Below are 26452 nucleotides of genomic sequence, written 5' to 3' on the forward strand. Positions count from 1 at the left end.
AATCGGGTGACCCCCGCCTATAGGCGGTGTTGCCTGGAGCATTGTGGACGACGAAGGGCTTTAAGCCGCGCCTTACCTGCAATAGACGGGAATTAATGATCCGACCGTTCCTCCGAAACGCGGCGCTCGGCTGTGCTGCATTGCTTATTGCCGCCTGTGCCTCTGCGGAGGAAGAGCGGGAGCAGGAGGCGGTTCCGGTGGTCGCGCAGGAGATACGCTTTCTTCCCGAGCGCTCGCAGGTCGAAGCGATCGGCAACGCGCGGGCCGCAACCTCCGCCGAATTATATCCCGAGACAGCGGGCCGCGTCACCCGCGTGCTGTTCAGCGCGGGCGACTACGTGCGCAGCGGCGCGCCGCTGCTGCAACTCGACGACAGGTCCGAGCGGCTCGGTGTCGAAGCCGCGCGGGTTTCCGTGCGGGAGGCGGACCAGCTGCTGGGACGATATCGCCGGATCGAGGATACCGGCGCGATTTCCGAAAGCCAGATCGAGGCGGGCGAAACCGCGCTCGCCGCCGCGCGTGTGCAATTGCGCCAGGCGGAGACGGCGCTCGCCGATCGGACGGTGCGCGCGCCGTTCTCCGGCCATGTCGGCCTGACCGAGATCGATGCGGGCGACCGCGTCAATGATTCCACCCCGATCACGCAGATCGACCAGCGCGGGACGCTCTATGTCGATTTTCCCGCCCCCGAAGAAGTGTTCGCGAACCTGAGCCCGGGCGACACGGTCGAGGTGACGCCATTCTCCGAACCGGGACGCACGATCGAGGCCGAAGTGATCGCGACCGACAACCGCGTTTCGCAGGATAGCCGCGACTTCATCGTGCGCACCGCCATACCCAATCGCGACGACAAGCTGCGCCCCGGGATGAGCTTCCGCGTCCGGTTTACCCAGAGCGGCACGATGCGCGCCGCATTGCCCGAAGAGGCGATCGTCTGGGGCGGGGAGGGATCGCACCTGTTCCTGGTGCGCGAAGGCAAGGCGGTGCGCGTGCCCGTCACCATCACTTCGCGCCGCGATGGCCGGGTGTTCGTCGACGGGCGGATCGCCCGCAACGACCGGGTGATCGTGGAAGGCGTGCAGAAGGTACGCGACGGGCAGGACATCCGCCTCGTCCGCCAGGCACGCCAGCCCGAACAGGATGTCCGCGTAGAGCAGGCGCCGACGCGCGGCGGCGATGGCGACTAGGTTCGATCTGCCCATGCTGGCGGTCAAACGACCGCTGCTGATCGGCGTTCTCAACCTGCTGATCGTCATCGCGGGGATCGCCGCGCTGATCGGCGTGGAGGTGCGCGAGCTGCCCAATGTCGACCGGCCGATCGTCTCGGTCACTGCCAGTCTGCCCGGCGCTGCGCCCGAAACGATGGATGCGGAGGTTACCAGTATCCTTGAAGATGCGGTCGCGCGTGTTTCCGGCGTGCGCCAGATCAGCTCTTCGAGCGAGGAGAACAATTCGCGCATCCGGGTCGAGTTCAACCCGGGCGTCGACCTCGACACAGCGGCAACCGACGTGCGCGAGGCGGTCAGCCGGACCCAGCGCGATCTGCCCGAGCGGGTCGAGCAGGTGACGGTGGTGAAGGCCGATCAGGACGCGCAGCCGATCATGACGCTCGCGGTGCTGAGCAGCGCCTATGATCAGGCCGAACTGACCCGGCTGGTCGACAATGACATCATTCCCGAACTGCTGACTGCGGAGGGCGTGGCCAGCATCGACCCGTTCGGCGCGCGCGAGCGGCAGATGCGCGTCGCGGTCAATCCGCTGCGCCTCAACCGCTTCGGCCTGACGCTGACCGATGTCGCCGATGCGCTGGAGAACGCACCCTTCGACGTACCGGTCGGCTCCTTCCGGTCCGATGCCCAGAGCCTGGTCGTGCGGGCGGACGCAAGCGCGACCGAGCCCGACCGGATCGAAAACGTGGTCATCAGCGGCAATGTGCGGATCGGTGACGTCGCGCAGGCCGATTTTGCGCCCGCCAATGCCACCAACTTTGTGCGGCTGGACGGGCGGCCGATCATCGGGCTGGGCGTGGTCCGGCAGGCCAGTTCGAACACAATCGAGATTTCAGACTCGATCCGCCAGGCGGTGGAACGGGTCAACCGGCGGTTCGACGATATCGAGGTAGAGATCGTCTCCGACGATGCGGAGTTCATCCGTATCTCGGTGCGCGAGGTGTTGATCACGCTTGGCTTCACGATCCTCGTGGTGGTCGCCACGATGCTGGTCTTCTTCCGCGCCTGGCGACCGACGATGGTCCCCAGCACGACCATCCCCGTGGCGCTGGTGGGCGTGATCGCGGGCATCTGGCTGATGGGCTTCTCGATCAACCTGCTGACCCTGCTGGCGCTGGTGCTGGCGACGGGGCTGATCGTCGACGATGCGATCGTCGTGCTGGAAAACTGCCAGCGCTTGCAGAACAAGGGGCTTGGCAAGCGCGCGGCGGCGGTGGTCGGCACGCGGCAGGTGTTCTTCGCGGTCGTCGCGACCACCGCCGTGCTCGTCTCCGTATTCGTGCCGATCAGTTTCCTGCCGTCGGAGACGGGCCGCCTATTCCGTGAATTCGGCTTTGTGCTGGCGGTGGCGGTGATCCTGTCCAGCTTCGTTGCGCTGTCGCTGGTGCCCGCGCTGGCCGCGAAGTTCGATCTGACGAGTGACGAAGAAGAAGGCGATGAAGCCGGCAAGAGCCGCCTGTCGCGCTTCGGCAGCGCTGTCACCGGGCGGTATGATCGGCTTCTGAAGCGTGCGCTCGACGCGCCGCGATCGATGATCGTCGGCTCTGTGCTGGTAGCGGGTCTGGCCGGGTTTCTCTACACCCAGCTCGACAACGAACTGGTGCCGGACGAGGATCGCGGGGTCGTTACGGTCGATGCGACCGGGCCCGATGGCGTCGGCCTCGTCTTCATGGACCGCGAGCTGGACGAGATCGAGCAGGTGCTCCAGCCTTTCGTCGACAGTAGCGAGATCGAGAGCACGTTCTCGATCGTCGGGCGATACGATCCCAACCGCGTGCGAGTGACCGCGCAGCTGGCCGACTGGGGCGATCGCGATCGCAGCCAGACCGAGATTGTAGAGGACCTGAACGGTCCGCTGGCGGAAATTCCCGGATCGCGCACCAATGCGCGCGGACGGGGCACGCTCAGCTTCGGTGGCGGGGGAGAGGGGCTGCAGGTCGCGCTGACCGGCCCTGAGTACGACCGTATCTACGAAAGCGCGGATGCGCTGGCGACTGCGATCGATACGCAGTCCGACATTCTCTCCAACGCGGACATTTCCTACCAGCCGACCCAGCCGCAGCTTTCGGTCCGTATCGACCGCCAGCGCGCGTCGGACCTCGGCGTCGATCTTGACGATCTGTCGCAAACGCTGCGCGCAATGGTTGGCGGGGAGGAACTGGTCGATCTGAACGTCGGCGATCAGGCGGTGCCGATCTTCCTCACCGCGCAAGCGGTCAGCGTGACCAACCCCAACGACCTGCGCAACCTGTACGTGCGCGGATCGGCCGGAGAGGCGGGCGGCAATACCCTGGTGCCCTTATCGGCGCTCACCACGATCGTCGAACAGGGCATTGCCGCCGAGCTCGACCGGACCGAGCAGCGCCGCGCGATCGAGGTCGATGCCGATATCGCGGCAGGCACGCCGCTGCGCGATGCAGTCGACGAGATCGAGCGGCTGGCGGACGGGACGGTGGCAGAGGACATCGACATGCTGCTGCAGGGCGACGCGCAGAGCCTGGAGGAAAGCTCCAACGCGCTGGCGCTGACCTACGGGTTTGCCCTCGCGATCGTCTTTCTGGTTCTGGTGGCCCAGTTCGAAAGCCTTACCAGCGCTTTGGTGGTGGTGCTGACCGTGCCCTTCGCGCTGGCAGCCGCCGTGTTTGCGCTGTTCCTGTCGGGCGTCTCGCTCAACATCTACTCGCAGATCGGTCTGGTGATGCTGATTGGCCTTATGGCCAAGAACGGCGTGCTGATCGTCGAGTTCGCGGACCAGCTGCGCCATCAGGGTCGCAGCGTGCGCGAGGCGGTGGAAGAGGCCGCCGCGATCCGCCTACGGCCGATCGCCATGACCCTGATCTCCACCGTGATCGGCGCGCTGCCGCTGATCCTCGCCAGCGGCGCGGGGGCCGAGGCACGCCAGTCGATCGGCTGGGTGATCTTCGGCGGGCTTGGCATTGCGAGCATCTTCACCTTGTTCCTGACGCCGGTGCTCTATCTCGCCATCGCCCGCTTCGGCCGGCCGCGCAGCGTCGATCTTGCCAAGCTGCGCGAAGAGATCGATTCACTGGACGAGGATATGACGGTAGCGCCCGCATGATCCGCTCTATCGCTCTCCTGTTTGCCGCCGCCACGCTGACGGCCTGCGCCACGTCCGATCCCTATCCGGTTGATCGTCCGCTCATCGCGCCGCAGGTCTACGCGGGCGATCTGCCGCCGAGCGGGGTGGCAGAGAACTGGTGGCAGGGCTTCGGCGATCCGGTGCTCAACGATCTGGTCGCGCAGGGCCTCGCCGCCAATCTCGACATTGCCATCGCCCGCGATCGCCTTCGCGCGGCGGATGCGCTGCTGCGGGCAGAGCGTGCGGATCGCCTGCCGCGCCTCGACGGAGCGGCGGATGCGGCGATCGGCCTCGGCACGTCGGACAGCGACTCTGCCGGGATCGGCTTGCTGGGCACCTTCGATCCGGACATTTCGGGGCGTCTCTCGGCGCAAATTCGCGCCGCCGCCGCCGACTACGCGCAGGCAGAGTATGTCCTGGCGGACCAGCGCAGACTCGTCGCCGCCGCCATCGCCGCGCAATATATCGAATATCGCCGCACCGGCGCGCAGCTGGAGCTGCTGGCGCAGTCCACCGAATTGCAGGAGCGCACGCTCCGGATCGTGACCCTGCGGTTCGAGGCCGGGCTTGCCGCCAATCTCGACGTGCGGCGTGCGGCCGCCGATCTGGCGCAGACGCGCGCCCGGCGCGGCCTGATCGAGATCGCGCGGGCTGGGGCCGCCAACCGTCTGGCGATCCTGCTCGGGCAATCGCCGGGGCTGTTCACGCCGCCGCCCGCGCCGGGCGAAACGACGATCCCCGATTATGCCGGCGGGCCGCCCGCAGGCACCCCTGCCGATCTGCTGCGACGCCGGGCCGATGTGCTCGCCGCTGAGGCGGCGCTGCTGCGTGCGTCTGCGATCGTCGGGGCAGAGCAGGCGGACCTGCGCCCCTCGCTGACCATCCCGGCAAGCGTGACATTGGGCGATGGCAGTATCGGCGGCATCCTCGACGAATTCATCGCGAGTATCGGCGCCGCGCTCGACTTGCCGCTGTTCGACGGAGGCCGCAGGCGTGCAGAGGTGGACGCGGCAAAGGCGCAGGCGGATGCGCGCTTCGGCGAATACCGGCTGACGTTCCTCGAAGCGCTGGGGGAGGTCGAGAACGCGCTCGTCGCGCTCGACGCGAACGGGCAGCGGATCGATGCGCTGGGCGAGGCGATTGAACAGAGCGAAACCGCGCTGGAACAGTCGGACGCGCTTTATCGCGAAGGTCTGACGACCCTGTTCGACGTGCTCGATGCCCAGCGCCAGCTGATCGCGAGCCGCCAGTCGCTGATCGACAGCGAGGCGGCACGGGCGAGCGCGCTGATCGCGTTCCACTCGGCGGTCGGAACCTGAGCGCAACGGCCGGTCGGCGGCGTCCGCCCGCCATCGTCTGACGGCTACCTAGTTGGGGCGTGTCACGCGCAGTCCGCCACGCATTTTTCCGCGAACGCCCAGAACATGGCCATCTCGCTATATTCCGTGCGAAGGTCGGCGCTTCCCTGATGCCCGGCATCGGGATCGACGTGCAGGATCGCTGGCTCGCTGTTCGTGGTGCGATGGCGGACCTGCGCAACGAGCTTGGCCGGTTCCCAGTAGGCGACCCGGTCGTCCTTCAGCCCTGCCGTGCACAGAAGCGCGGGGTAGGGCACCGGCTTCACGTTCTCGTAGGGTGAGATCGAGGCGATGTAGTCGTAAGCCTGCGGATCGGCGAGCGGGTCGCCCCAGTCCGGGCGGAACAACGGGACCAGCGGATGATCGGCATCGCTCATGGTGTTGAGCATGTCGACGAAGGGCACCTTGGCAATCACGCCCGCCCACATTTCGGGCGCGATGTTCATCGCCCCGGCCACCAGCAGCCCCCCGGCGGAGAGGCCGTAGGCGACGAGCTTGTCCGCCGCGCAGCGCTCCTGCGCCACGAGATGGCGCGCGCAGGCGATGAAGTCGGTCATCGAATTGCGCTTCTGGAAGCGGCGCCCTTCGAGGAACCACTGCCGCCCTTCCTCGCCGCCGCCGCGGACATGCGCGATCGCATAGACCCAGCCGGAATCGACCAGCACGGTGGCGGGTAGCGAGAAGACCGGCTCGCTCGACACGCCATAGGCGCCATAGCCGTACAAGAGCAGCGGGGCGGACGGATCACGGGGCCGGTCGCGTCGGGAAAGAACCGTCACGGGCACCATCGTACCATCGGCCGCCTGGGCCTGCGTCCGTTCGACCCGGTAGGCATCGGGATCGTAATCTTGCAGCTCGGTCTGCCCGACCAGCTCGCGCTCGCCCGAGGCGAGGTCGATATCGTACCAGGCCATCGGCCGGGCAGGGGTCTCGATCCCGACCCGCACCGAGGATACCGAATAGTCCTGCCCTTCGGGAAGGGTGAGCGCGAAAGCCGGCGCATCGAAGCCGATCTCGCGCTCCGCCCCGTCGGGTTGCATCAGGACGAGCCGATGCAGCCCGTCAGCACGCTCCAGCCGGACCATCCCGGCCGCGAACGGCAGCAGCGAGACAATGGGTCTGCCCGGACGGTGCGGGACCATCGTGGCCCCGGTTTCCAGCGTCTGCGGGTCGAGCAGCACCAGCTTGCCATCGAACGCGCCGTCCATATTGGTCAGCATCAGCAGCTGCCCGTTCCATTCATGGACCGAGTAGATGATGCCGTCGGCCCGCTCGCGCACAACGCGGGGGGATCGGCCTTCCGCACCGCGCGCGATCAGGCGAACCTCGGAGGTGTCGGGCCCGGATATTTCCAGCACCACGAACCCGCCGGCTGCGGTGCGGTGGACTTGCATGAACATCGCGGGATCGCGCTCTTCATAGACGAGCGTGGCATCGCCGCCATCGACCGGGCTGCGATACAGGCGAGTGGGGCGGTTGCGCGCATCGCGCCAGATCCAGAAAAGGTTGTCCGATTCCGGCGCGAAGGTGAGACCGCCATAGCCATAGGCGTCCCCCGGCACGAGCACGCGGACCGACCCGTTCTGCGTATCGAGGATGCAGATACGGTGGCGGTCGTTGCCGACCACGTCTTCGGCCCAGGCGTAATAGCGGTGGTCGGGGCTCGGCTGGAAATCGGTCGCCCGGTAATAGGCATGGCCCTGTGCCCGCACGGCCTCGTCGATCAGAACCTGCTCGGCCCCGCCGGGCCTGCGCCGAACATGGACCGGGCGCGCCGCGCCTTGCGGAACGTAGCTGTAATAGAGCCACTCCTCGCGCATCAGCGGCGGATCGGATTGCGCATTGCCGGAACGTGCGAGCATGGCCGAAACGAATGCATCGCGCCGTGGCTCGAGCGGGTGCAGCATCGCGTGTGCGTAGTCCGCTTCCTGCTGGAGATGGCCAGCGAGCCTTGGCGGCAGGTTTTCGAGCGAACGCACGCCTTCTTCGGGGATGAACTTCATCCACGAATAGGGATCGTTGCGGCGCCTTCCGAGCTGTTCGATCCAGTGATCCATACGCGGTGCGGCGGGCGGCGACGCGTTGGGCCAGCAGCCGGATACTGAGGATCGGCCGGAGCGCATGGCAGGGCCGACGCAGCCGGTAGTCATGAAAGCGGCGGCAGCGGTGCCGAGGAGCATGCTGCGCCTCGTCATACGGGATGGTGAAAAATTCGTCATCGAAGCGATCCTAGGCTCGGGCTTCGTGGGAAGGCGCGCTGATCCGGGCCGGTCATCGCACAGATCGGGCCACAAGCGACGCAAACTGCGGTTTTCAGGTTACAGATGAAGGAATGCTGCGTGCTATGGCCCAATCGAGCAACAATCTGACCCACCCTCAACTTCGGGCCACAGAGCCTGCTGATAGCATCACGGCGTACTCAGAGGGAGGCACAGCATGAAATCCGGGAAATTCTCGATCGCTCTCGCCGGAGGCGTTTCGCTTCTGGCGCTCTCGCAACCGGCGTTGGCTCAGCAGGCGAACGAGACCGAGGTGGCAGAGGGAAGGACGATCGTCGTCACGGCGACCAAACGCGCCGAGCGAATCGAAGACGTGGCCGCCTCCATCACGGCGGTTACTGCGGAGGAACTTGACGAACTCAACGCGCAAAGCCTGTCCGACTATATCACCCGCGTGCCCGGGGTGGTCTTCAACGACTACCAGCCCGGCGTCTCCGAAGTCGTGATCCGCGGCGTTGCTTCGACCACCTATCACGAGGCCAATCAGGCCACGACCGGCTACTACCTCAATCAGATCCCGCTCGTGGAGCCGGGCTTCCCGATCGTCATTCCCGATGTCGACACGTTTGATCTTGCCCAGGTCGAAGTGTTGCGCGGCCCGCAGGGCACGCTGTTCGGCTCGTCCTCGCTCGGCGGCGCGATCAATTACGTCCCGAACGAGGCGGATACCGGCGGTTTCGACGCCGGGTTCGAGGGGGTTGTCTCCTCCACTCGTAACGCAGGCGAGGCGAATTCCGCGATCAAGGGCATGGTCAACGTGCCCATCGTGGAGGACAAGCTGGCGGTTCGCGTCGTCGCGCTCCAGCGCTACGATGCGGGCTATCTCGACAATACGGGCACCGGCGTCGATGGCAGCAATGACCTGCGCGTGCGTGGCCTGCGCGGTTCGATCGTGTGGACGCCAAGCGCGATGACAACGGTCTCGGCGATGAGCATGTACCAGGAGTACGAGCTCGACGATCAGACCTATGTGGAATTCCGCGACGACTTCGGCCCGTTCGAGCGCCGCACCAATGTGCCCGAATACCAGAACACCAGTTTCCAGCTCCACAGCCTGCGGATCGAGCAGGAGCTCGGCTTTGCGACGCTGACCGGCATCGGCAGCTATACCCGCAAGGAGAACGACCTTGCCTTCGACGATTCGATCTTCGTCGGGATCGATCCGCGCACCGATACCGCGCAGCTGTCCGGCTCGGCGGGCGAGTCCGAGACCTACTACGCCGAGGCGCGGCTGACTTCGTCCGAGCCGGGGCCGCTGACATGGCTGATCGGCGGCAACTTCACCAAGCTGGAGGGTGACAGCACCGATCGCGTCTATATCGAGGGCATCGGCGATTATATCGACGCCAATCCCGGTGAATTCGGCGGACGGCCCGCCAGCGAGATCGCGCCGGGCGACTTCGTGCAGCGCACGGTCAGCAGCAGCGATGTCCGTGAGATCGCGCTGTTCGGCGAGGCATCCTATACGCTAGCCGACGTGCTCACCCTGACGCTGGGTGGCCGCCTGTTCGAATACCGTTCCGAACCGCGGCTGCAGTTCCTGCCCAACGCCAATCTGGTCGACCCGTTCGACTACCAGCCGGGCGAGCAGACCGAGAGCGGGTTCGTTCCCAAGGCCTCGCTCAGCTACCAGCCCAACGACAACTTCATGATCTACGCCCTGTATTCCAAGGGCTTCCGCATCGGTGGCATCAACGTCTATTCGGCTGCTGCGGACACGCCGCTCAATTTCGAGAGCGACTCGACGCAGAACTACGAAATTGGCGTGCGTTACCAGCCGGTGCCCGGTCTGCTCTCGCTCGAAGCGACGGCCTATCACATCGACTGGGACGATATTCAGGCGCGCCTGTTCGTGCCCGTCACCTACGAAGCCTACACGACCAATGGCGGCGGGGCCGAGATCGACGGGGTCGAATTCTCACTGAGCATGACGCCGGCACGGTTCTTCTCACTGTCGAGCAATGTCAGCTACAGCGATGCCCGGCTGTCCGAACTGCTGCCTTCGACCGATGTACCCGGTGGCGGTTATGCAGCTGGCAGTACCTTGCCGGGTGCAGCGGACTGGACCATTTCGAACCGGCTCGATTTCCGCCTGCCAGACTCACCGATGAAGCCGCGGCTGGGCATTGCGCATCGCTACCTCTCGGAAGCGCCTGTCGCTTTCGGCGATCCGACGACGAAGGGCGATTATCACCTGGTCGACATCAATGCCGACATCGCGGTGACCGAAGGGCTCGAGCTGGGCGTGTTCGTGAAAAACCTGTTCGACGAATACGCGATCCTGAACGCACCTTTCGGCTTCGCAGGATCGGTCACGCGGCCCCGCACGATTGGGGCGAGCCTGCGGTACGACCTCTTCTAGGACCTCAGGCCATCGAGGAAGGCGGTTACGTTGCGACCCAGGTCGTCGACTGCGTAGCCGCCTTCCATCACCACCAGCGTCGGCAATCCGATGGCCGCGATCTGCCTGCCCAGTGCGGGAAAATCCGCCGACGAAAGCTTGAAGGCTGAAATCGGATCGCCTTCGAAGGTGTCCGCCCCGAAGGACACGACGAGGAACTTCGCGCCCCAGTTTGCGATCGCCTCGCTCGCCTGCGAAAGCGCATCGCGATACGTGGCCCAACCGGTGCCGCGCGGCAGGGGCAGGTTGAGCGTGCTCCCTTCGCCTTCGCCTTCGCCGCACTCGTCCGCATGGCCCCAGTAGAACGGGTAGTCGGTCGCCGGATCGGCGTGGATCGAGGCGAAGAAGACCGATCCGTCCTGCCAGAAGATGTCCTGCGTGCCGTTGCCGTGGTGGTAGTCGACATCCAGCACCGCGACCGGCCCGAGGCCAAGCGAACTCGCCTGCCGGGCCGCGATGGCCGCGTTGTTGAGGTAGCAATAGCCGCCCATGTAGTCCGGCCCCGCATGATGGCCGGGCGGGCGGCACAGCGCGAAGGCACTGCGTTCTCCCGCATCGGTCATGTCCTGCAAGGCGGACAGCGCGGTTTGGGCCGACCAGTAGGCCGCGTCCCACGTGCCCTGCGCGATCGGGGTGCCCGCATCGTAGCTGTAGCGGCCGAGCTGCGCGTCGATCCGGTCGAGCGCAAGATCGCGGCGCCGGACCACCGGGAAGGTATATCCGATCGCGTCGCCATCACGTCCCGCGGCCTGCCATTCGGCAAAGGCACGCTTCAGGAGGGATACGTAGGCCTCGTCATGCACCGCCAGAATAGGCTCGAGGCCGTGATCGCGCGGGGGGCGGCATTCCAGCAGGGCGGCGATGTCGCGCGCCCGGCCAGGAACTTCGGCATAGTCGGTCCAGTCCCCGTTATGAAGCTCGCGCACCGGCGCGTGCGCCAGCTGCCGCTCATCGAAGACTGCCTTGATCATGCCATTCCTTCCACCATTTCGCGCATCCAGTTCGTCAATTGCCGGTCCGGATGATTGGCGACGATCTGCGCAAAGACATCCGCTTTCTCGTCCTGTCCCAGTTTGAAGACGGGCGTCCAATCGCACACATGTGCACGAAAGGCGATGATCCGGTCGAGCATGCCCTCATAGCGCGCGCCCAGTTCCGCCGTCGTCCAGCGGCCGGGCTCGCGGCCTTCAAGATGATCGAGCAGACGTTCCACCGAAGCGCGCGTCTCTTCGGGCCGGAATTCGATTTCGACCTTGAAGCGCAGAACGGCATAGTTCCAGGTCGGGCCCCAGTCGGTTTCGCTGATATGGCGGGGCGAGATGTAGCCTTCTGGCCCGTTGAACAGGACCAGCCCAGAGGCATCGAGCTTGAAATCCTCGTAGAGCGGATTGCCGCGTGCGCAGTGGCCGAACAATGCGCTGATCTCGCCCTTCGAGTTGCGCTCGGCCAGCAGGGGCAGGGGGCTGGCGTTGAACGCGCGCGAGACCACCCAGGCGAGCGGATATTCGCTGACGAGGCGCGCGATGCGGTCCGCCATGTCCGGCTCTTGCCCCGCCATGTCAGGACATCCCGAGCCGTTCGGCCAGCCATTGCGACTGCTGTGCAAGCGCCCGATTGGCGAGCGGGGCGATCGCCACCGCTTCGAGGAAACTGTGTGTGGCCCCGCGATAGATCGCACGCTCCACCGGCACGCCTGCGGACTCCAGCTTGTCGGCGAAGGCAACGTTGCTGTCGGCCAGGATGTCACACTCGGCAATGCCCACGAACGCGGGCGGAAGACCGCGCAGCTCGGCTCGGATCGGCGCGACGAGCGGATCGTCGAGTTCGTCCTCGCTGGTGACGTAGCCGCGCCAGAATGCATCCATCTCCTCGGCTTCGAGGGTGTATTGCGGGCCGGAGAAGATGTCGTAGCTGTCCCGGTGGCGGGGGTCGAAGGCGCCGTAGTTGAGCACCATGCCGGCAAGCTTCCGGCGCCCCGCATCGCGCCGCCGCAGGCATGCCGCGACCGAAAGGTTGGCCCCTGCGGAGTCTCCGCCAATGGCGATGCGCCGTGGATCGATGCCGATCTGCTCGCCCTCGCACTCCAGCCAGTCGAGCGCTTCGACGACTTCGTCGAGGGCGACAGGGTAGCGATGTTCGGGGGCGAGGCTGTAATCGATGCCGATCACCGCGATCCCCGCGCGCGCCGCATACTCGCGCATCAGCCGGTCGTGCGTGTCGATGCTGAAGATCGTCCACCCGCCGCCATGGATATAGAAGAAGGCCGGCAGGTCCTCCCCTTCGACGGGGCGGTGCAGGCGCGTGCGCAGGCCCCGCCGGGTCCATGTCCGCGTTTCCGCCATGGCCGGGCCGCCGCTGCGCCACTCTTCGCGCACGCGCTCGGCAATCGCGCGGCGGTCATCCGGATCGGCTGTCCCGGGTGCGCTATGTTCGGCATAGGCCTTGGCCACCCTGGCAACGAACGTGGCGATGTCCGGATCGACTTGAGCGCTGCCCGGTTCGAACTTGCCCATAGACCAATCCTTTATCCTTCGACCTTCCGGTATCGGCTAGGGGGAGCGCGGCGTCATCTCTACTCCGGACGGGTCAATGACGCGCACGATCAGGCCAAGCCCTGTCTCGCACTTGCAATATATCTGCCGGTGCCGTTCAGTCCGCCCGGAATAGCGAAGGTCCAATGCAGCACAGCTTCGACATTCTCGCGAGAAACCAGCCGGTCGTCGTTCTGGTCGACGAATATCCGGCAGGATATCTCGATCCGCTCCACCACCACGATCATATCCAGGTGCTGTACGCCTCTGCCGGGGTGATGTCGGTGCGCACGCCCGATATCAGCTATGTCATCCCCCCGCAGCGCGCGGTGTGGATCCCGGCGCACACCGATCACGAGGTTTATTGCCGCGGGCCGGTTTCGCTGCGCACGCTGTATCTCAAGCCCGAACTCAACGCCCGCGGGCACGATTGCCGGGCCTTCGAGGTCTCCGATTTTCTGAAAGCGCTGATCCTTGAGACGGCGCGGCTCGATCCGCAGGCAGCCGACACCGGTCGCGCCGGGCGAATAATCGCACTGCTGCTGGAAGAGATCGAGCGGATGCCGGATGCACCTTATCAGGTGACCATGCCGCGCGATCCGCGCCTGCTGAAGGTCTGCGAGGCGCTTCTCAAGGACCCATCCTGCAACCGCGATATCGACGAGTGGGCGAGCGAAATCGGCATGGGGCGCAGGACCTTCACCCGCTCTTTCAAGGCGGAAACCGGGATGGGGCTGGCGGTGTGGCGCCAACAGGTCCGCCTGATGGAAGCGCTTTCCCTGTTGAGCGAAGGCATGTCGATCACCCGCGCGGCGTACGAAGTGGGGTACGAAAGCGCGAGCGGTTTCAGCGCCATGTTCCGCCGCACCTTCGGCCAGTCACCCCGCCAATATCTCGAGCCGTGAGGGGGCTCCGGCGGCAGTCTGCCTGAAGAGTGCGGAGGCCGCCGCGCCGCCCGACCTGAAGTAGGAATGGACATAGCTCGCCCGCAGCGATCCGCGCACGAACAGCGCCTCACTGCGTCCGCCGTTGGGATTGCGGGTCTGGGCGAAGGGCGCGAGATCGGTCTCGATCCGCGAATAGTGAAAGCCGTGCCCGCGCAGCGTGCCGCCGGGCCACGGGCACTCCTGCAGGCCGAGACCGCCGAGCCGTGATTGCATGATCGTGCGACCGGGGAGGAGCCCCGCCATGGGGTGGGCCTGCCCGTCGATCGTCTCCAGCTCCTGCGCACAGACCATCATGCCGCCGCATTCGGCCAGAATCGGCTTGTCCTGTTCGTGATGGGCCCGCAGCGCATCCATAAACGCGCGATTGTTCGCCAGCGCTTCGGCATGGAGTTCGGGATAGCCGCCGGGCAGCCATAATGCGTCGCAATCGGGCAGGGGGTCTCCGCCAAGCGGGGAGAAGAAAGCGAGGTCCGCGCCCAGTTCGCGAAGCACGGCCAGATTGTCGGGATAGATGAAGGCGAAGCAGGCATCGCGCGCGATCGCGATGCGTCGTCCATCAAGGTGCGCCTGAAGCGCGGCGTAATCCGCAGCGGGGCTGAAGGTGACCGGCGGCGGCAGCTGGTCCACCTCGTCAGGCAGCCCTCGCGCGCACGTCGCAATCCGTTCGTCCAGCCCCGCGATTTCCTCTGCCATCAGCAGGCCGAGGTGGCGTTCGGGCAAGGCGAAATCCGCACTGCGCTCGATCGCGCCCAGCCACCGGACGGGCGCGCGCACGCTGTCTTCCAGCATGGTGGCATGGCGGGCGCTTCCCACCCGATTGGCAATCGCCCCGTACAGCTCGATATCGCTGCGATAGGTGGCAAGACCGTGCACGATCGCGCCGAAGCTTTGTGCCATGGCCGAACCGTCGATCACCGCCAACACGGGCAGGCCGAAGCGCGCGGCGATGTCGGCGGCGGACGGATCGCCGTCGAACAGGCCCATCACGCCTTCCACCAGGATGACATCCGCCTCGCATGCGGCCTCGTAGAGCAGGCGGCGGCAATCATCCTCGCCCACCATGAACAGGTCGAGCGAATGGACCGGATGCCCGCTCGCCCGCTCGAGAATCATCGGGTCGAGGAAATCCGGCCCGCATTTGAACACGCGAACCCGTAGGCCACGCTCACGATAGCGGCGCGCCAGCGCTGCGGTGACCGTCGTCTTACCCTGGCCCGATGCGGGCGCGGCGACGAGCAGGGCGGGGCAGCTTGCGCTGGCGCTCAAAGATCGATGCCCTTTTGCGCGCGGATCCCGGCGCGAAAGGCGTGCTTCTCATCGCGGATCGAACTGACGGTGTCCGCAGCCTCCAGAAACACGTCATGCGCCGCGCGTCCGGTGATGACGACATGCTGCATCGGCGGGCGCGCCTCGATCGCGGGCATGATCTCTTCGAGCGCGAGATAGCGATAGGTGACCAGATAGGTCAGCTCGTCCAGCACGACGAGGTGGATCGAGGGATCGGCAAGCGCCTCCTTCGCCTTTTCCCAGCCTGCACGGGCGGCGGCGATATCGCGGTCGCGGTTCTGCGTTTCCCACGTGAACCCTTCGCCGCAGCGTTCCCAGCGCATGTTGGGGTCGCGCGCGAAATAGGCGCGCTCGCCCACTTCCTCCTTGCCCTTGATGAACTGGAAGACCGCCGCCTTGTGGCCATAGCCAAGCGTGCGCGCGACCATTCCGAAGGCGGAGGAAGACTTGCCCTTGCCGTTTCCGGTCAGGACCAGCAGCAGGCCCTTGTCCTCCTGCGCGGCTGCAATGCGTTTGTCGACCACCTCTTTGTGCTTCGCCGTGCGGGCACGGTGGCGGCGGTCTATCTCTTCCTTGTCGGCCTCGCTCACCGGTTGCTGTCCGGTACGCGCTGGCCGGTCAGGCTGCGCGCCGCGACATGCGCGACCACTGCGATGCCGGTCCAGCTCAGCGTGGCGATCAGCGTGCCGGGGAAATAGCGTTCGAGGCGCGGCAGCCACCCGGCCAGGCTCGCATCGGGGAAATGCCCGCTGAGCGCGTAGAACCCGCCGCTGGAAAAGGCATTGGAAACGAACGCTGCGCCCGCGACGATGGCGATGAGCGCGGGCAGGTGTGCAGGCTTCACCTCGAGCCGGGCGGCGGCGAAACGCCCCGCCAGCCACATGACGCCATAGGCGGGCAGCAGCATCCAGTAGGCGATGGTGAAGCAGAAGCTCTGCCCGCCCTCGATCCCGATCACCGCAAGATCGATCGCGAAAGCGAGCGCGAACAGTGCGGGGAAGGCGAGGCGCGGGCGAATGTAGAACCCGGCGACGAGGAAGCTGGCGAGGCTGGTTTCGGGCAGGTGCACGAACTCGCTCAGCGAGTGCGGGCGGGTCGCCAGCATGACCACAGCAAGCGCGGCGAAGACGAGAATGTCGAACCGCCGGATCGCGTGATCGGACGGGGCTGGGCTGGATAGTTCTGACATCATTGGACTCCCTCGAAGATACAACGATGCGTTGCCCGGCGCGTCCGGCCGACAGGGCCGGGGCAACGGGACAGGAGACCATGACCAGCAGCCATGGCGCGCACATATGATCGCGAGTGCCGGATGACGGCCCTCTCCCTCCAACGCACACACAGGTGTCGTCCACCAAGGGATCGGACCCTCTTTCGACCGGTACATCCCGCCCGGGCGAAGAACGACGGCAACAGGCCGGTTTCCTGACTGGCCGGTTCGACGCGGAGACCGCCGCCTTCTCGAAAGGGCACGATGCCCGTTCAATGGCGCGATGGCGGTCCGCTCACCGGCTTACAGTTGCGGGAGCAGTGCCGGATTGGGCTGGTTATACCAGCCTGCCGGACTTCCCGATTAAGCCCTTTCGGGCACCCGTTACACCTCCCTGATATGGCCGATCGGCGGCGCAGGCAAGAGCTCGCGGCCGCAAAACGGGCTTGCCACGCACGCTGGCGCACCATATCCGGGTGCCAAGCTTCAGGTTCCCCGAGAGGGGATTGAAAGGGAACGCGGTTCAAGACCGTGGCTGCCCCTGCAACTGTGAGCGGAGAGCCATCGGCCATCATGCCATTGGGGCGCGCAAGCGGCCCGAGAAGGCGGCCCGACCGGCATCGACCCGCGAGCCAGGAGACCTGCCTGACGCCGTCGTTCTTCGTCCGGACAGGGTGTGCCGGCCGAACGGGGTCTTCCTCGAGAAACGACAGCCATAGCCTCGTGCGGCGTGTGCCGGACGGGATGGCTGGTGCGTGCGCCTCGCGGTGCCTGTTCCCGTCATTCCCCCTGACACGATCCAAGCGGAGCGTCGTGTCACTTGTGGGGAATGTTCATGCCCGAAAACTATCGTATTTCTATCTTGGCGCTCGCCGCCGTCCTGCCGCTTTCCACCGCCGCCCAGGCGGAGGAGGCAGAGGATACCATCGTCGTCTCCGCGCTCAGGACGCCGGTCGAGATCGATCGCGTGTCGTCGTCGGTAACCGTGCTCGACCTCGAACGGATCGAGCAGGAGCAGCCGATCGCGGTGTCCGATGTGCTCCTGCGTACGCCCGGCATCAGCCTGACGCGCAATGGCGGCTATGGCACATCCACCTCGCTGCGCGTGCGCGGGGCCGATCCGGGCCAGACCGTCCTGGTCGTCGACGGCATGCGGCTGGCCGATGCTTCCACCACCGATGGCGGCGCGGACTTCGGCAACCTGTTCGCCGACGATATCGAGCGGGTAGAGATCCTGCGCGGGCCGCAGTCGATCCTGTGGGGCAGCAATGCCATCGGCGGCGTGGTGAACGTGCTGACCAACCGCCCCACCGCCCCGCTGGAGGGCCGCGTCTCGATCGAGGGCGGATCGCGCAACACGCTGAATGCGCGCGCGGGCGTCGGCGGCAGCGGCAAGGTGCTCGACTGGCGCATCGCGGGCAGCACCTTCACCACCGACGGGATCTCTGCACGGGCCGGCGGTACCGAGCGCGACGGGTTCGACCGGCAATCGGCAAGCGGCACGCTGACCGCGAAGCTAGCACCCGCATTATCGGCCGATCTGCGCGGCTACTACTCGCATGGCCGCAACGATTTCGACGGCTCTTCGGGCGACACGCGCGCCTATGGCGTGACGCAGACCTGGGCGACCTACGCGGGAATCAATGCGACCGTGCTGGACGGGCGGCTGACCAATCGGCTCGCCTTCATCGAGACCCGCACAGACCGCGACAATTTCGATCCCGCAAGATCGGTCCGCAATCAGACCTTCGACGCGCAGGGGCGTACGCGTCGCTACGAATATCAGGGCGATCTGACCCTGTCAGATATGGTGCAGGTCTCCTTCGGGGCGGAGCGTGAAGAGCAGCGCATGCGTACCGCCTCCCCGCGCGACAATGATGCGCCGGTCGACGTGACAAGCGCTCAGGCCGAAACGAACAGCCTCTATGCGCTGGCGCGCATCACCCCGATCGCCGGGCTGACCCTCGACGGCGGTGTGCGTTACGACGATCACTCCCGCTTCGGCGACAACACCGTGTTCAGCGCGGGCGCGAGCTTCGAGCCAGGGAATCGCGGCACGCGGTTGCGGGCGAACTATTCCGAAGGCTTCAAGGCGCCTTCGCTCTACCAACTGTTCAGCCAGTATGGCTTCGCCGACCTGAAGCCCGAACATGCCAAGGGGTGGGAAGCGGGTGTCGAGCAGGATCTGCTGGATGACCGGCTGACATTCTCGGCCGTCTATTTCGAGCGCGACAGCGATAACCTGATCGATTTCGCCTATTGCCCTGCCGCGTCCCCACTCCCGGCAGAGTGCTTCATTCCCGGCAGCGATATGGAGCGCTTCGGCTATTACGACAATGTCGACCAAAGCCATGCGCGCGGCGTGGAAATCTCCGGCGATGCGCGGTTCGGCGCGATCTTCGCGCGCGGCAATTTCAGCTGGGTAGAAGCGGAGGATCGCACCGAGGGTTCCACCTTCGGCGACCAATTGCCGCGCGTGCCACATTACCTGGCCAATGGTACGATCGGCTATCAGGCAGCGGCGGGCCATTCGCTCAGCGTCGCGCTGCGCTATGCCGGTGAAAGCACCGATCGGGCAGGGGGCGACGTGCTGGACGATTATCTGCTCACCGACCTGCGCGGTGAATGGCAGGTAAGCGGATCGCTGGTGCTCTACGGCCGGGTCGAGAACCTGTTCGATACCGACTATGTCACCGCCAAGGGATACGGCACGCTCGGCCGCAGCGTGCATATCGGCCTGAGGGCGCGGCTGTGACGCTGGCGCCTGCCAGCAGCGGCGCATCGATCGTCGTGTGCAGCACCTGCCGCCTGTCCGCCGATCGTCGCGAAGACGATGACGGGCAGCGCGGCGGCGCGCGCCTGGCGCAGGCACTGCGCGAGGCGCAGGGCGCGAGCGAGCAATACGGCGCTATCGCGATCGAGGAGATGCCGTGCCTGTTCGCGTGCCAGCGGCACTGCACCGTGCACGTGCGGGGGCCGGGCAAGATCGGCTATGTCCTGGGCGACTTTACGCCCGATCGCGACAGCGCCGAGGCGATCCTGGAATACGCTGCCCATCACGCTGAAAGCGAGCATGGCAAGGTCGCCTATGCGAATTGGCCTGCAGGCGTGAAAGGCCACTTCATCGTGCGCGTCCCGCCCGAGGGCATGATCGCGACATGATTGCCTTCGCCGGTCCAGCCGCATTCGCGCACGCGCTCGCCACGCTTCCCAAGCCGGATGCCGATGCGCGCGCCGCCGCGAGCGCGCGGCAGGCGGAGCTGACCAAACCGGCGGGTTCACTGGGCAGGCTGGAGGAGATCGCGGTCTTCATGGCGGGCTGGCAGGGAACGGCCCGACCACAGTTGGGGCGGATCGATGCGGTCGTCTTCGCAGGCAATCACGGATGTGCGGCGCAAGGGGTCAGCGCCTTTCCGCCAGAGGTGACTGCGCAGATGGTCGCGAACTTCGAGCATGGCGGTGCAGCGATCAACGCGCTGACTTACGCCTGCGGGGCCAGCCTTGCGGTCCTCGCGCTCGACCTCGACACGCCGACCGCCGATATTTCGCGGGCACCCGCGATGACCGAGGCGGAATGCCTCGACGCGCTGAACCGCGGTGCTGCCTCCGTTCCCGAGGGATGCGAACTGTTCGTTCCCGGCGAGATGGGCATCGGCAATACCACTCCCGCCGCAGCGCTGTGTGCCGCAGCACTGGGCGGCGACGGTGCGGCATGGGTCGGCAGGGGCACCGGCGTCGATCACGAAGCACTGGGACGCAAGTGCGCGGTCGTGGACGATGCGCTGGAATTGCATGGCGCAGCCTGCACCAGTGCTTTCGAAACGCTTCGCCGGCTCGGCGGGCGCGAGATTGCCGCGATGGCGGGCGCGGTGCTCGCCGCGCGGCACAGGCGCATTCCGGTGATGCTCGATGGTTTCATTGGTTGCGCGGCCATTGCGCCGCTTGCGCGAGAGGCGCCGGCGATCGTCGATCACTGCCTCGCCGCGCACCGTTCCGCCGAGGATGCGCATGGTCGCCTGCTCGATGCGCTCGGGCTCGATCCGCTGCTGGCGCTCGACATGCGGCTCGGCGAAGGATCGGGCGCGGCGGTCGCGGTGCAGATCGTCCGCTCCGCGCTTGCGGCGCATGATCGAATGGCGACCTTCGCAGAGGCGGCGGTGGCAGGGGCGACATGAAGCCGTTCGAGCTCCACTTGCTGCGTCACGGGCCACCGCAGCGCACCGGCCTGATGCTGGGGCATCATGACGAACCGGCTGCCCCCGGCGCGCATCGGGCGCTTGTGGGGCATGCGGAGGGGCTGGGTGCGAAGCTACTTGTCTCGTCCGATCTCAGCCGCGCGAGCGACGCAGCGCGCGAGATTGCCGATGCCTGCGCGCTTTCGCTGCGGATCGATCCGCGCTGGAGAGAGCTGGACTTCGGCGCATGGGACGGCAAGCCATCCGCCGCGCTGGACCCGCAGCAGCTCAAGGGTTTCTGGTCCGATCCCGATGCGCACCCGCCGCCGGGCGGCGAGCGGTGGGGCGAGCTTCTCGGCAGGGTCCGCGATGCCATTGCCGACATTGATCGACCCGCCATAGTGGTCTCGCACGCGGGGGCGATGCGTGCCGCTGTCTCGATCCTTACGGGGCTGGACCACCGCGCCGTCTGGGCGTTCGACCTGCCTTACGGGGCGTTGCTCTCGATCCGTGTCTGGCGCGGCGTGGGGAGCGAACCGCCAAGCGGTCAGATCGTCGGGCTGCGCATATGAAGTCGCTCATCCTGGCAATCCAGTTCATGACCCGCGTGCCTCTCCCCGCCGTCGCCGCCGATATGCGCGACATGGCGGGGGCGATGCGCTGGTTTCCGCTGACCGGCGTGATCGTGGGAATGGTTGTCTGGGGTGCGGTCTGGGCGGGAGGATTCGTCGATCCCTTGGTCGCGGGCGCGGCGGGGGTGATCGCCTGGGCAGCCATCACCGGTGCGCTGCATCTCGATGGCCTGGGCGATGTGGCGGACGCATCGGGCGGGGCGCACAAGGACCCCAGTCGGATCTCGGAGATCCTGGCCGATCCGCATATCGGCAGCTTCGGCGTGGTCGCCATCGGCTTGCAGCTATGCGCCAAGCTTGCGCTGCTTTCGGCGCTGTCGAAGGGCGGCGCGCTGTGGGTGTTGCCCGCGATGTGCTGCATCGCCCGCATGGGGCCACTTCTCTGGGCCAAATCCCTGCCGCCGCTGCATGAGGGCATGGGGACGCAATTCGCTGCCGCGCTGCGCTGGTACCATCTGGCAGGCTGGATGATCGTCGCTGCGATCCTGTGCTGGCCTGCGCCCGCCTTGCTGGTTGTGGCTCCGGCCATCGGGCTGTGGGCGCTCTGGGTCCGCTCTCGGCTTGGCGGCATATCGGGTGACAGCCACGGCGCGGGGATCGAGATCGTCGAGAGCGTGCTGCTGCTCGCCTGGCTCGCTGCATCATGAGCGGCGCGTTCGACTGGCACGGCGGCAGGCTGGACGCGGCATGCGCGCATTTCGGCGGGGCGAGGGCGGACTGGCTCGACCTGTCGACCGGGATCAATCCGTGCCCCTGGCCTGTGCCGCGCGATCTTGCGCTCGACTGGCACGCTCTGCCTGAACCTTCGGCGCTGGCCCGGCTGGAAGGGATCGCTGCGACGTACTTCGGCGTCGATCCGTCGCTCTGCTGCGCGCTGCCGGGAAGCGAGATCGGGCTGCGGCTGATCGCCAGGATCCTTGGCCTGCCGGGGCGCTATCTCGAGCCGTCCTATCGCACGCATGCCGCGATGTTCGCGCAGGCGGACCCGGTGGTAGCGCCCCGCGCCGACGACGCGGCGACTGCGCTCGTCATCGCCAATCCCAACAATCCCGATGGCCGCGTCACATCGCCCGCGATGCTCCGCGAATGGCTCGCGCTACAGAAGGCGGCGGGCGGCTGGCTGATCGTGGACGAGGCTTTCATCGACACCATGCCGCACCTCAGCATCGGGGTGCAAGTCGATCCCGCGCGGCGGCTCATCGTGCTGCGATCCTTCGGCAAGTTCTTCGGGCTGGCGGGCGTGCGGCTGGGTTTCGCGATCGCTCCGCCGGACGTCATCTCGGCATTGCGCGATCTGCTGGGCGACTGGCCCCTGTCGGGCGCGTGCATCGCGATCGGCGAACGCGCCTATGCCGATAGCGCATGGATCGGCGCGACGCGCACCGCGCTTTCAGCCAGCGCCGCGCAGTTCGACCAGATGCTGTCGCAGCATGGGATGGAGCCGCAGGGCGCGTCGCCGCTGTTCCGACTCGTCCGTGCGGAGAACGCGGGTGCGCTGTTCGATCGCCTTGTCCGGCATCATATCCTGACGCGACCCTTCGCCGATCGTCCGGACTGGCTGCGCTTCGGCGTCCCGGCCGACGAAGCGCAGATGCAGCGTGTTGCGAGGGCGCTCGGCGATGGCTGATCCGGTGCTCGCCGCCGCGATGGCGCTGGATGCGGTGTTCGGCTGGCCCGGCTGGCTCTACCGCCGAGTGGGTCATCCGGTCGGCGGATTTGCGCGGATCATTTCGGCAGGCGCGGAGATTCTCAACCGGCCCCAGTACAGCGCATGGCAACGTCGCCTCGGCGGCATCGCGACCTTGCTCGCAGTCATGGCAGCTGCCGGTCTGGTCGCCTGGGCCGCGCAAGCCGTCGTCCGGCATACGCTGGGCGACAACGGATGGCCAGTCGTCGCGCTCCTAGCCTTTCCCGCCATCGCCCAGCGCAGCCTGATCGAGCATGTGCGCGCCGTGGCAGTCGCACTCGCAAGAGATGATCTTCCCGCCGCGCGGCAGGCGGTAGCAATGATCGTGGGCCGCGATACCGCAGCGCTGGAAGAGGCGGGCGTGACCCGTGCCGCGATCGAGAGCCTGGCGGAAAGCTTTTGCGACGGTGTCATCGCGCCCGTCTTCTGGTTCGCGGTGCTCGGCCTGCCCGGCATCTGGATGTTCAAGGCGATCAACACTGCCGACAGCATGATCGGCCATATCGAGGAGCCGTGGCGCGATTTCGGTTGGGCGGCTGCGCGGATCGACGATCTCGCAAATTTCGTGCCCGCACGCCTCGCCGCGATCCTGATCTGCACCACCGGGCGGCGCGGCTGGCGCACGCTGTGGCGCGACCATGCCCGCCATGCCTCGCCCAATGCCGGGTGGCCCGAGGCCGCCATGGCGGGCGCGCTCGGCGTTCGCCTTGCCGGACCGATCAGCTACGATGGGGTAGGGCACGACAAGCCTTTCATCGGCAATGGCGGTGAGCCGACGCCCCGCGATTTGCGCAAGGCGATCCGGATCGTCTCACTCGCTTGGGTTATAACTCTCATCATTGCGGGAACATCTGCATGGCTGGCCTGATGCTGCAGGGAACAGGCTCCGACGTGGGCAAATCGGTGCTGGTGGCGGGCCTGTGCCGCGCGCTTGCCAATCGCGGGCTCGCGGTGCTGCCGTTCAAGCCGCAGAACATGTCGAACAACGCCGCCGTCACGCCCGAAGGCGGCGAGATCGGGCGCGCGCAGGCGTTGCAGGCCGTGGCCGCGCGGGCGCCGCTGCATGTCGACATGAACCCCGTGCTGCTCAAGCCGCAGGGGGACCGGACCTCGCAGGTCGTGGTCCATGGCAAGATGCGCGGCACGCTGGGCTCGGGATCGTTCAGGCAGGCGCGCAAGGCCCTGCTGGGCGAGGTGATGGAGAGCTATCGGCGGCTTTCGGCGCGGTGCGATATCGTGGTCGTCGAAGGTGCGGGCTCCCCGGCTGAGATCAACCTGCGCGCGGGCGACATCGCCAATATGGGCTTTGCCCGCGCAGCGGAGGTGCCGGTCGTGCTGGTCGGCGATATCGACCGGGGCGGCGTGATCGCGGCACTGGCCGGGACGCGCACCGTGATCGACCCGGCAGACGCGGCGATGATCCACGGCTTCATCGTCAACAAGTTCCGCGGCGATCCCGCGCTGTTCACCGATGGCTATGCGGCCATAGAGCAGCTGACCCAGTGGCGGGGCTATGGCGTGGTGCCGTGGCTGGCCAAAGCGCATCACCTGCCGAGCGAGGATGCGGTCGTGCTCGAACGCGCAGCAGCCGCCAGCTCCGGCCCGAAACGCATCGCTTGCCCGATCCTGCCGCGCATCGCCAATTTCGACGATCTCGACGCGCTGAAGTCGGAAACCTCGGTAGAACTGGTTATGGTGCCGCCCGATACGCCGATCCCGGTCGCCGACATGATCGTGCTGCCCGGCTCGAAAGCCACCATCGCCGACCTGGCGTTCATCCGCGAACAGGGATGGGACATCGATATCATCGCCCACCATCGGCGCGGTGGCGCAGTGCTGGGGATTTGCGGCGGCTACCAGATGCTGGGTCGCTCGATCGCCGATCCGCACGGCATCGAAGGCGCGGCGGGACAGGCGCAGGGGCTGGGCCTGCTTGATGTGGAAACCGTGCTGTCCGGCGACAAGCGGGTAAACCAGGTGCGCGGCCAAGCGATGTCAGCCGCTTTCGAGGGATACGAGATTCACATCGGCGAGACGCGCGGTCCGGATACCACTCGGCCCTTCGCGGCGCTGGGCGAAGGCCGGTCCGATGGCGCGCAGAGCGCCGACGGCAGGGTGATGGGCACCTATTGCCACGGTTTGCTCGAGTCGGGCCCCATGCGGCGCGCGTTGCTGGCGAAGATCGACGCTCCTTCGCATGCGGAGCCGCATGCGGAGCGCGTCGACGCGGCGCTGGAAGATATCGCGGCGACGCTGGAAGAGGCGCTCGACATCGACGGGCTGATCGCGCTGGCCAGGGAGAATGCTTTATGACGAGCCTGCTGGTCCTGGGAGGCGCGCGCTCGGGCAAGAGCCGGTATGCGCAACAACGCAGCGAAGCGATCGGCGGACGCCTTGCCTATATCGCGACGGCGGAAGCGCGTGACGACGAGATGCACCAGCGGATTGACCGCCATCGTGCAGATCGCGGCGAACGGTGGTTTACCGTCGAAGCTCCGCTCGACCTGCCGGCCGCGATCGCCGAGGCGGATGCAAAGGCCGATGCAATCCTCGTCGATTGCCTGACCCTGTGGCTGTCCAACCTCATCCTCGCCGATTGGCCGGTGCCGGTCGACGCGCTCGAGCGTGCGATCGGCGCCTGCCGTCATCCGATCGCTCTGGTCGCGAACGAGGTCGGCTTCGGCATCGTGCCGGACAATGCCCTGGCGCGCCGCTTTCGCGATGAGGCCGGGCTGCTCAACCAGCGGATCGCGGGCTATGCGGACGAGGTGGTGCTGGTAGCGGCTGGCCTGCCGCTGGTGCTGAAGCCGTAATCCATCTGTTCCGCCGCCTCGCGAGGACGCGGACACTGTTCGAGCTCAATGCTCTATCAGGCGCTCCAGCCATTCGCGCAGCAGCGATTTTTCCGCCGTCGAAAGCCCGGTCGTGTCATCGAGGTGCGCGCGCAGGGCGATCGCGTGGGGAGCCAGCCCGGATTCTTGCGAAGCTGCCGTCTCGTCCACGATCGCAGCAGTCGCCGCGTCGCGCGCAAGGGCGAGCATCTGCTCGTCCCGTTCCTCGGGCGGCAAGGCCAGAAGCGTGGTCACGATGCCGACCGCGGAGGCATGGATCAGCGCGACGGCCCGCTCTTCCGCAATGCGGAGCCGGCCAGCTTGCGCGATCTGCGCCACGCGGCGGCGCAGGGCTGCCATCCCGGCCAGCGACGCAGGTGACTGCGCCAGAGGCGAACCGATTTCGTTCATGATCGCGAACACCTCCGGATTCTCGAGCCCGAAGGCGACGTAGCGGCTCCACCCCTGCCGCAGGTCCTCGACCGGATCGGGATGCGGCGGATGCGCTTCCTTTTCCGCCACGAACCGCGCCAGCCTGTCTTGTGCCACGGCGTCGAGCAGCCCGCGCTTGTCGCCGAATATGCGGTAGAGCGTGGGCGGCTGGATCGACGCTTTGGCGGCGATCGCGCGCGTCGTCAGCGCAGCTGTTCCCCCGCCTGCGATGAGTTCGGCAGCAGCATCGAGCACTGCCCGCCTGGTATCGGTGTCGGTGGCTTCGTCCTTCGTCATGGCCAATCATTATCGACGATACGGGAACAATGATAGCGTCGATTGCGTATCGCTGT

General features: G+C 66.5%; 22 protein-coding genes and 2 riboswitches. Of the genes, 14 read left to right on the forward strand and 8 right to left on the reverse strand.

Annotation, left to right across the window (positions count from 1 at the left end; all coding sequences use genetic code 11):
- The first annotated feature begins 95 nt into the window (after positions 1-95).
- The 3 genes from ACYQ0L_RS12450 to ACYQ0L_RS12460 are packed head-to-tail and all read left to right on the forward strand — an operon-like array spanning position 96 to position 5648.
- Positions 96-1187, forward strand: coding sequence for an efflux RND transporter periplasmic adaptor subunit (locus ACYQ0L_RS12450; protein WP_459789564.1), 1092 nt, complete (start codon positions 96-98; stop codon positions 1185-1187).
- Complete coding sequence (locus ACYQ0L_RS12455; protein ID WP_459789565.1) at positions 1177-4308, forward strand: efflux RND transporter permease subunit; 3132 nt, start codon at positions 1177-1179, stop codon at positions 4306-4308. Before ACYQ0L_RS12450 ends, ACYQ0L_RS12455 begins: the two co-directional genes overlap by 11 nt.
- Positions 4305-5648, forward strand: coding sequence for an efflux transporter outer membrane subunit (locus ACYQ0L_RS12460; protein ID WP_459789566.1), 1344 nt, complete (start codon positions 4305-4307; stop codon positions 5646-5648). Before ACYQ0L_RS12455 ends, ACYQ0L_RS12460 begins: the two co-directional genes overlap by 4 nt.
- 62 nt (positions 5649-5710) lie before the next feature.
- Here ACYQ0L_RS12460 and ACYQ0L_RS12465 read toward each other — a convergent pair whose 3' ends face one another.
- Positions 5711-7867 carry a S9 family peptidase gene (locus tag ACYQ0L_RS12465; RefSeq protein ID WP_459789568.1) on the reverse strand — a complete coding sequence of 719 codons (2157 nt, stop codon included), beginning with the start codon at positions 7865-7867 and terminating at the stop codon, positions 5711-5713.
- Between the two features lie 256 nt (positions 7868-8123).
- On the opposite strand from ACYQ0L_RS12465, the gene ACYQ0L_RS12470 reads away from it, so the two are divergent.
- Positions 8124-10328 (forward strand): TonB-dependent receptor, encoded by a 2205-nt coding sequence (locus tag ACYQ0L_RS12470; RefSeq protein ID WP_459789569.1) that lies wholly within the window; start codon positions 8124-8126, stop codon positions 10326-10328.
- On the opposite strand, the gene ACYQ0L_RS12475 is transcribed toward ACYQ0L_RS12470, so the two are convergent.
- Genes ACYQ0L_RS12475 through ACYQ0L_RS12485 form a run of 3 tightly spaced genes read right to left on the reverse strand, consistent with a single transcriptional unit; the run spans position 10325 to position 12880 of the window.
- On the reverse strand, positions 10325-11335 hold the full coding sequence (locus ACYQ0L_RS12475) for a histone deacetylase family protein (protein WP_459789671.1): 1011 nt from the start codon (positions 11333-11335) through the stop codon (positions 10325-10327). The two genes, ACYQ0L_RS12470 and ACYQ0L_RS12475, sit on opposite strands and share 4 nt — an antisense overlap.
- Positions 11335-11925, reverse strand: coding sequence for an FMN-binding negative transcriptional regulator (locus ACYQ0L_RS12480; RefSeq protein WP_459789570.1), 591 nt, complete (start codon positions 11923-11925; stop codon positions 11335-11337). The genes ACYQ0L_RS12475 and ACYQ0L_RS12480 overlap by 1 nt, the downstream gene beginning before the upstream one ends.
- A 1-nt stretch (position 11926) precedes the next feature.
- The gene (locus ACYQ0L_RS12485) at positions 11927-12880 is read right to left on the reverse strand and encodes an alpha/beta hydrolase (RefSeq protein ID WP_459789571.1); all 954 of its coding nucleotides are present in this window, start codon (positions 12878-12880) and stop codon (positions 11927-11929) included.
- Between the two features lie 164 nt (positions 12881-13044).
- Here ACYQ0L_RS12485 and ACYQ0L_RS12490 point away from each other — a divergent pair, with 164 nt between their 5' ends.
- Positions 13045-13803: an AraC family transcriptional regulator gene (locus ACYQ0L_RS12490; RefSeq protein WP_459789573.1), complete on the forward strand. Its 759-nt coding sequence runs from the start codon at positions 13045-13047 to the stop codon at positions 13801-13803.
- On the opposite strand, the gene ACYQ0L_RS12495 is transcribed toward ACYQ0L_RS12490, so the two are convergent.
- Genes ACYQ0L_RS12495 through ACYQ0L_RS12505 form a run of 3 tightly spaced genes read right to left on the reverse strand, consistent with a single transcriptional unit; the run spans position 13777 to position 16324 of the window.
- Positions 13777-15111: a cobyrinic acid a,c-diamide synthase CobB gene (locus ACYQ0L_RS12495; RefSeq protein ID WP_459789574.1), complete on the reverse strand. Its 1335-nt coding sequence runs from the start codon at positions 15109-15111 to the stop codon at positions 13777-13779. The genes ACYQ0L_RS12490 and ACYQ0L_RS12495 overlap by 27 nt on opposite strands.
- Positions 15108-15722 carry a cob(I)yrinic acid a,c-diamide adenosyltransferase gene (gene cobO, locus ACYQ0L_RS12500; protein WP_459789575.1) on the reverse strand — a complete coding sequence of 205 codons (615 nt, stop codon included), beginning with the start codon at positions 15720-15722 and terminating at the stop codon, positions 15108-15110. Before cobO ends, ACYQ0L_RS12495 begins: the two co-directional genes overlap by 4 nt.
- Positions 15719-16324: a hypothetical protein gene (locus ACYQ0L_RS12505; RefSeq protein WP_459789576.1), complete on the reverse strand. Its 606-nt coding sequence runs from the start codon at positions 16322-16324 to the stop codon at positions 15719-15721. The genes cobO and ACYQ0L_RS12505 overlap by 4 nt, the downstream gene beginning before the upstream one ends.
- Positions 16325-16530: 206 nt before the next feature.
- A riboswitch (cobalamin riboswitch) is annotated at positions 16531-16742 on the reverse strand.
- Between the two features lie 71 nt (positions 16743-16813).
- A riboswitch (cobalamin riboswitch) is annotated at positions 16814-17005 on the forward strand.
- A gap of 172 nt (positions 17006-17177) precedes the next feature.
- Here ACYQ0L_RS12505 and ACYQ0L_RS12510 point away from each other — a divergent pair.
- The 9 genes from ACYQ0L_RS12510 to cobU are packed head-to-tail and all read left to right on the forward strand — an operon-like array spanning position 17178 to position 25649.
- On the forward strand, positions 17178-19097 hold the full coding sequence (locus tag ACYQ0L_RS12510) for a TonB-dependent receptor plug domain-containing protein (RefSeq protein WP_459789578.1): 1920 nt from the start codon (positions 17178-17180) through the stop codon (positions 19095-19097).
- Positions 19094-19504, forward strand: a complete 411-nt coding sequence (locus ACYQ0L_RS12515) for a DUF1636 domain-containing protein (protein ID WP_459789579.1) — start codon at positions 19094-19096, stop codon at positions 19502-19504. The genes ACYQ0L_RS12510 and ACYQ0L_RS12515 overlap by 4 nt, the downstream gene beginning before the upstream one ends.
- The gene (cobT, locus tag ACYQ0L_RS12520) at positions 19501-20517 is read left to right on the forward strand and encodes a nicotinate-nucleotide--dimethylbenzimidazole phosphoribosyltransferase (RefSeq protein ID WP_459789580.1); all 1017 of its coding nucleotides are present in this window, start codon (positions 19501-19503) and stop codon (positions 20515-20517) included. The genes ACYQ0L_RS12515 and cobT overlap by 4 nt, the downstream gene beginning before the upstream one ends.
- Complete coding sequence (locus tag ACYQ0L_RS12525) at positions 20514-21089, forward strand: histidine phosphatase family protein (protein ID WP_459789581.1); 576 nt, start codon at positions 20514-20516, stop codon at positions 21087-21089. The genes cobT and ACYQ0L_RS12525 overlap by 4 nt, the downstream gene beginning before the upstream one ends.
- Positions 21086-21796 carry an adenosylcobinamide-GDP ribazoletransferase gene (locus tag ACYQ0L_RS12530; protein ID WP_459789583.1) on the forward strand — a complete coding sequence of 237 codons (711 nt, stop codon included), beginning with the start codon at positions 21086-21088 and terminating at the stop codon, positions 21794-21796. The genes ACYQ0L_RS12525 and ACYQ0L_RS12530 overlap by 4 nt, the downstream gene beginning before the upstream one ends.
- On the forward strand, positions 21793-22776 hold the full coding sequence (cobD, locus tag ACYQ0L_RS12535) for a threonine-phosphate decarboxylase CobD (RefSeq protein ID WP_459789584.1): 984 nt from the start codon (positions 21793-21795) through the stop codon (positions 22774-22776). The genes ACYQ0L_RS12530 and cobD overlap by 4 nt, the downstream gene beginning before the upstream one ends.
- The gene (gene cbiB, locus ACYQ0L_RS12540) at positions 22769-23704 is read left to right on the forward strand and encodes an adenosylcobinamide-phosphate synthase CbiB (RefSeq protein WP_459789585.1); all 936 of its coding nucleotides are present in this window, start codon (positions 22769-22771) and stop codon (positions 23702-23704) included. Before cobD ends, cbiB begins: the two co-directional genes overlap by 8 nt.
- Entirely contained in the window at positions 23692-25149 is a 1458-nt protein-coding gene (locus ACYQ0L_RS12545; RefSeq protein WP_459789586.1) for a cobyric acid synthase, read from the forward strand. The genes cbiB and ACYQ0L_RS12545 overlap by 13 nt, the downstream gene beginning before the upstream one ends.
- Complete coding sequence (cobU, locus tag ACYQ0L_RS12550; RefSeq protein ID WP_459789587.1) at positions 25146-25649, forward strand: bifunctional adenosylcobinamide kinase/adenosylcobinamide-phosphate guanylyltransferase; 504 nt, start codon at positions 25146-25148, stop codon at positions 25647-25649. Before ACYQ0L_RS12545 ends, cobU begins: the two co-directional genes overlap by 4 nt.
- 45 nt (positions 25650-25694) lie before the next feature.
- Here cobU and ACYQ0L_RS12555 read toward each other — a convergent pair whose 3' ends face one another.
- Complete coding sequence (locus tag ACYQ0L_RS12555) at positions 25695-26396, reverse strand: TetR/AcrR family transcriptional regulator (protein ID WP_459789589.1); 702 nt, start codon at positions 26394-26396, stop codon at positions 25695-25697.
- Positions 26397-26452 lie beyond the last annotated feature (56 nt).

This window comes from Alteriqipengyuania triglochinis (assembly GCF_054655655.1).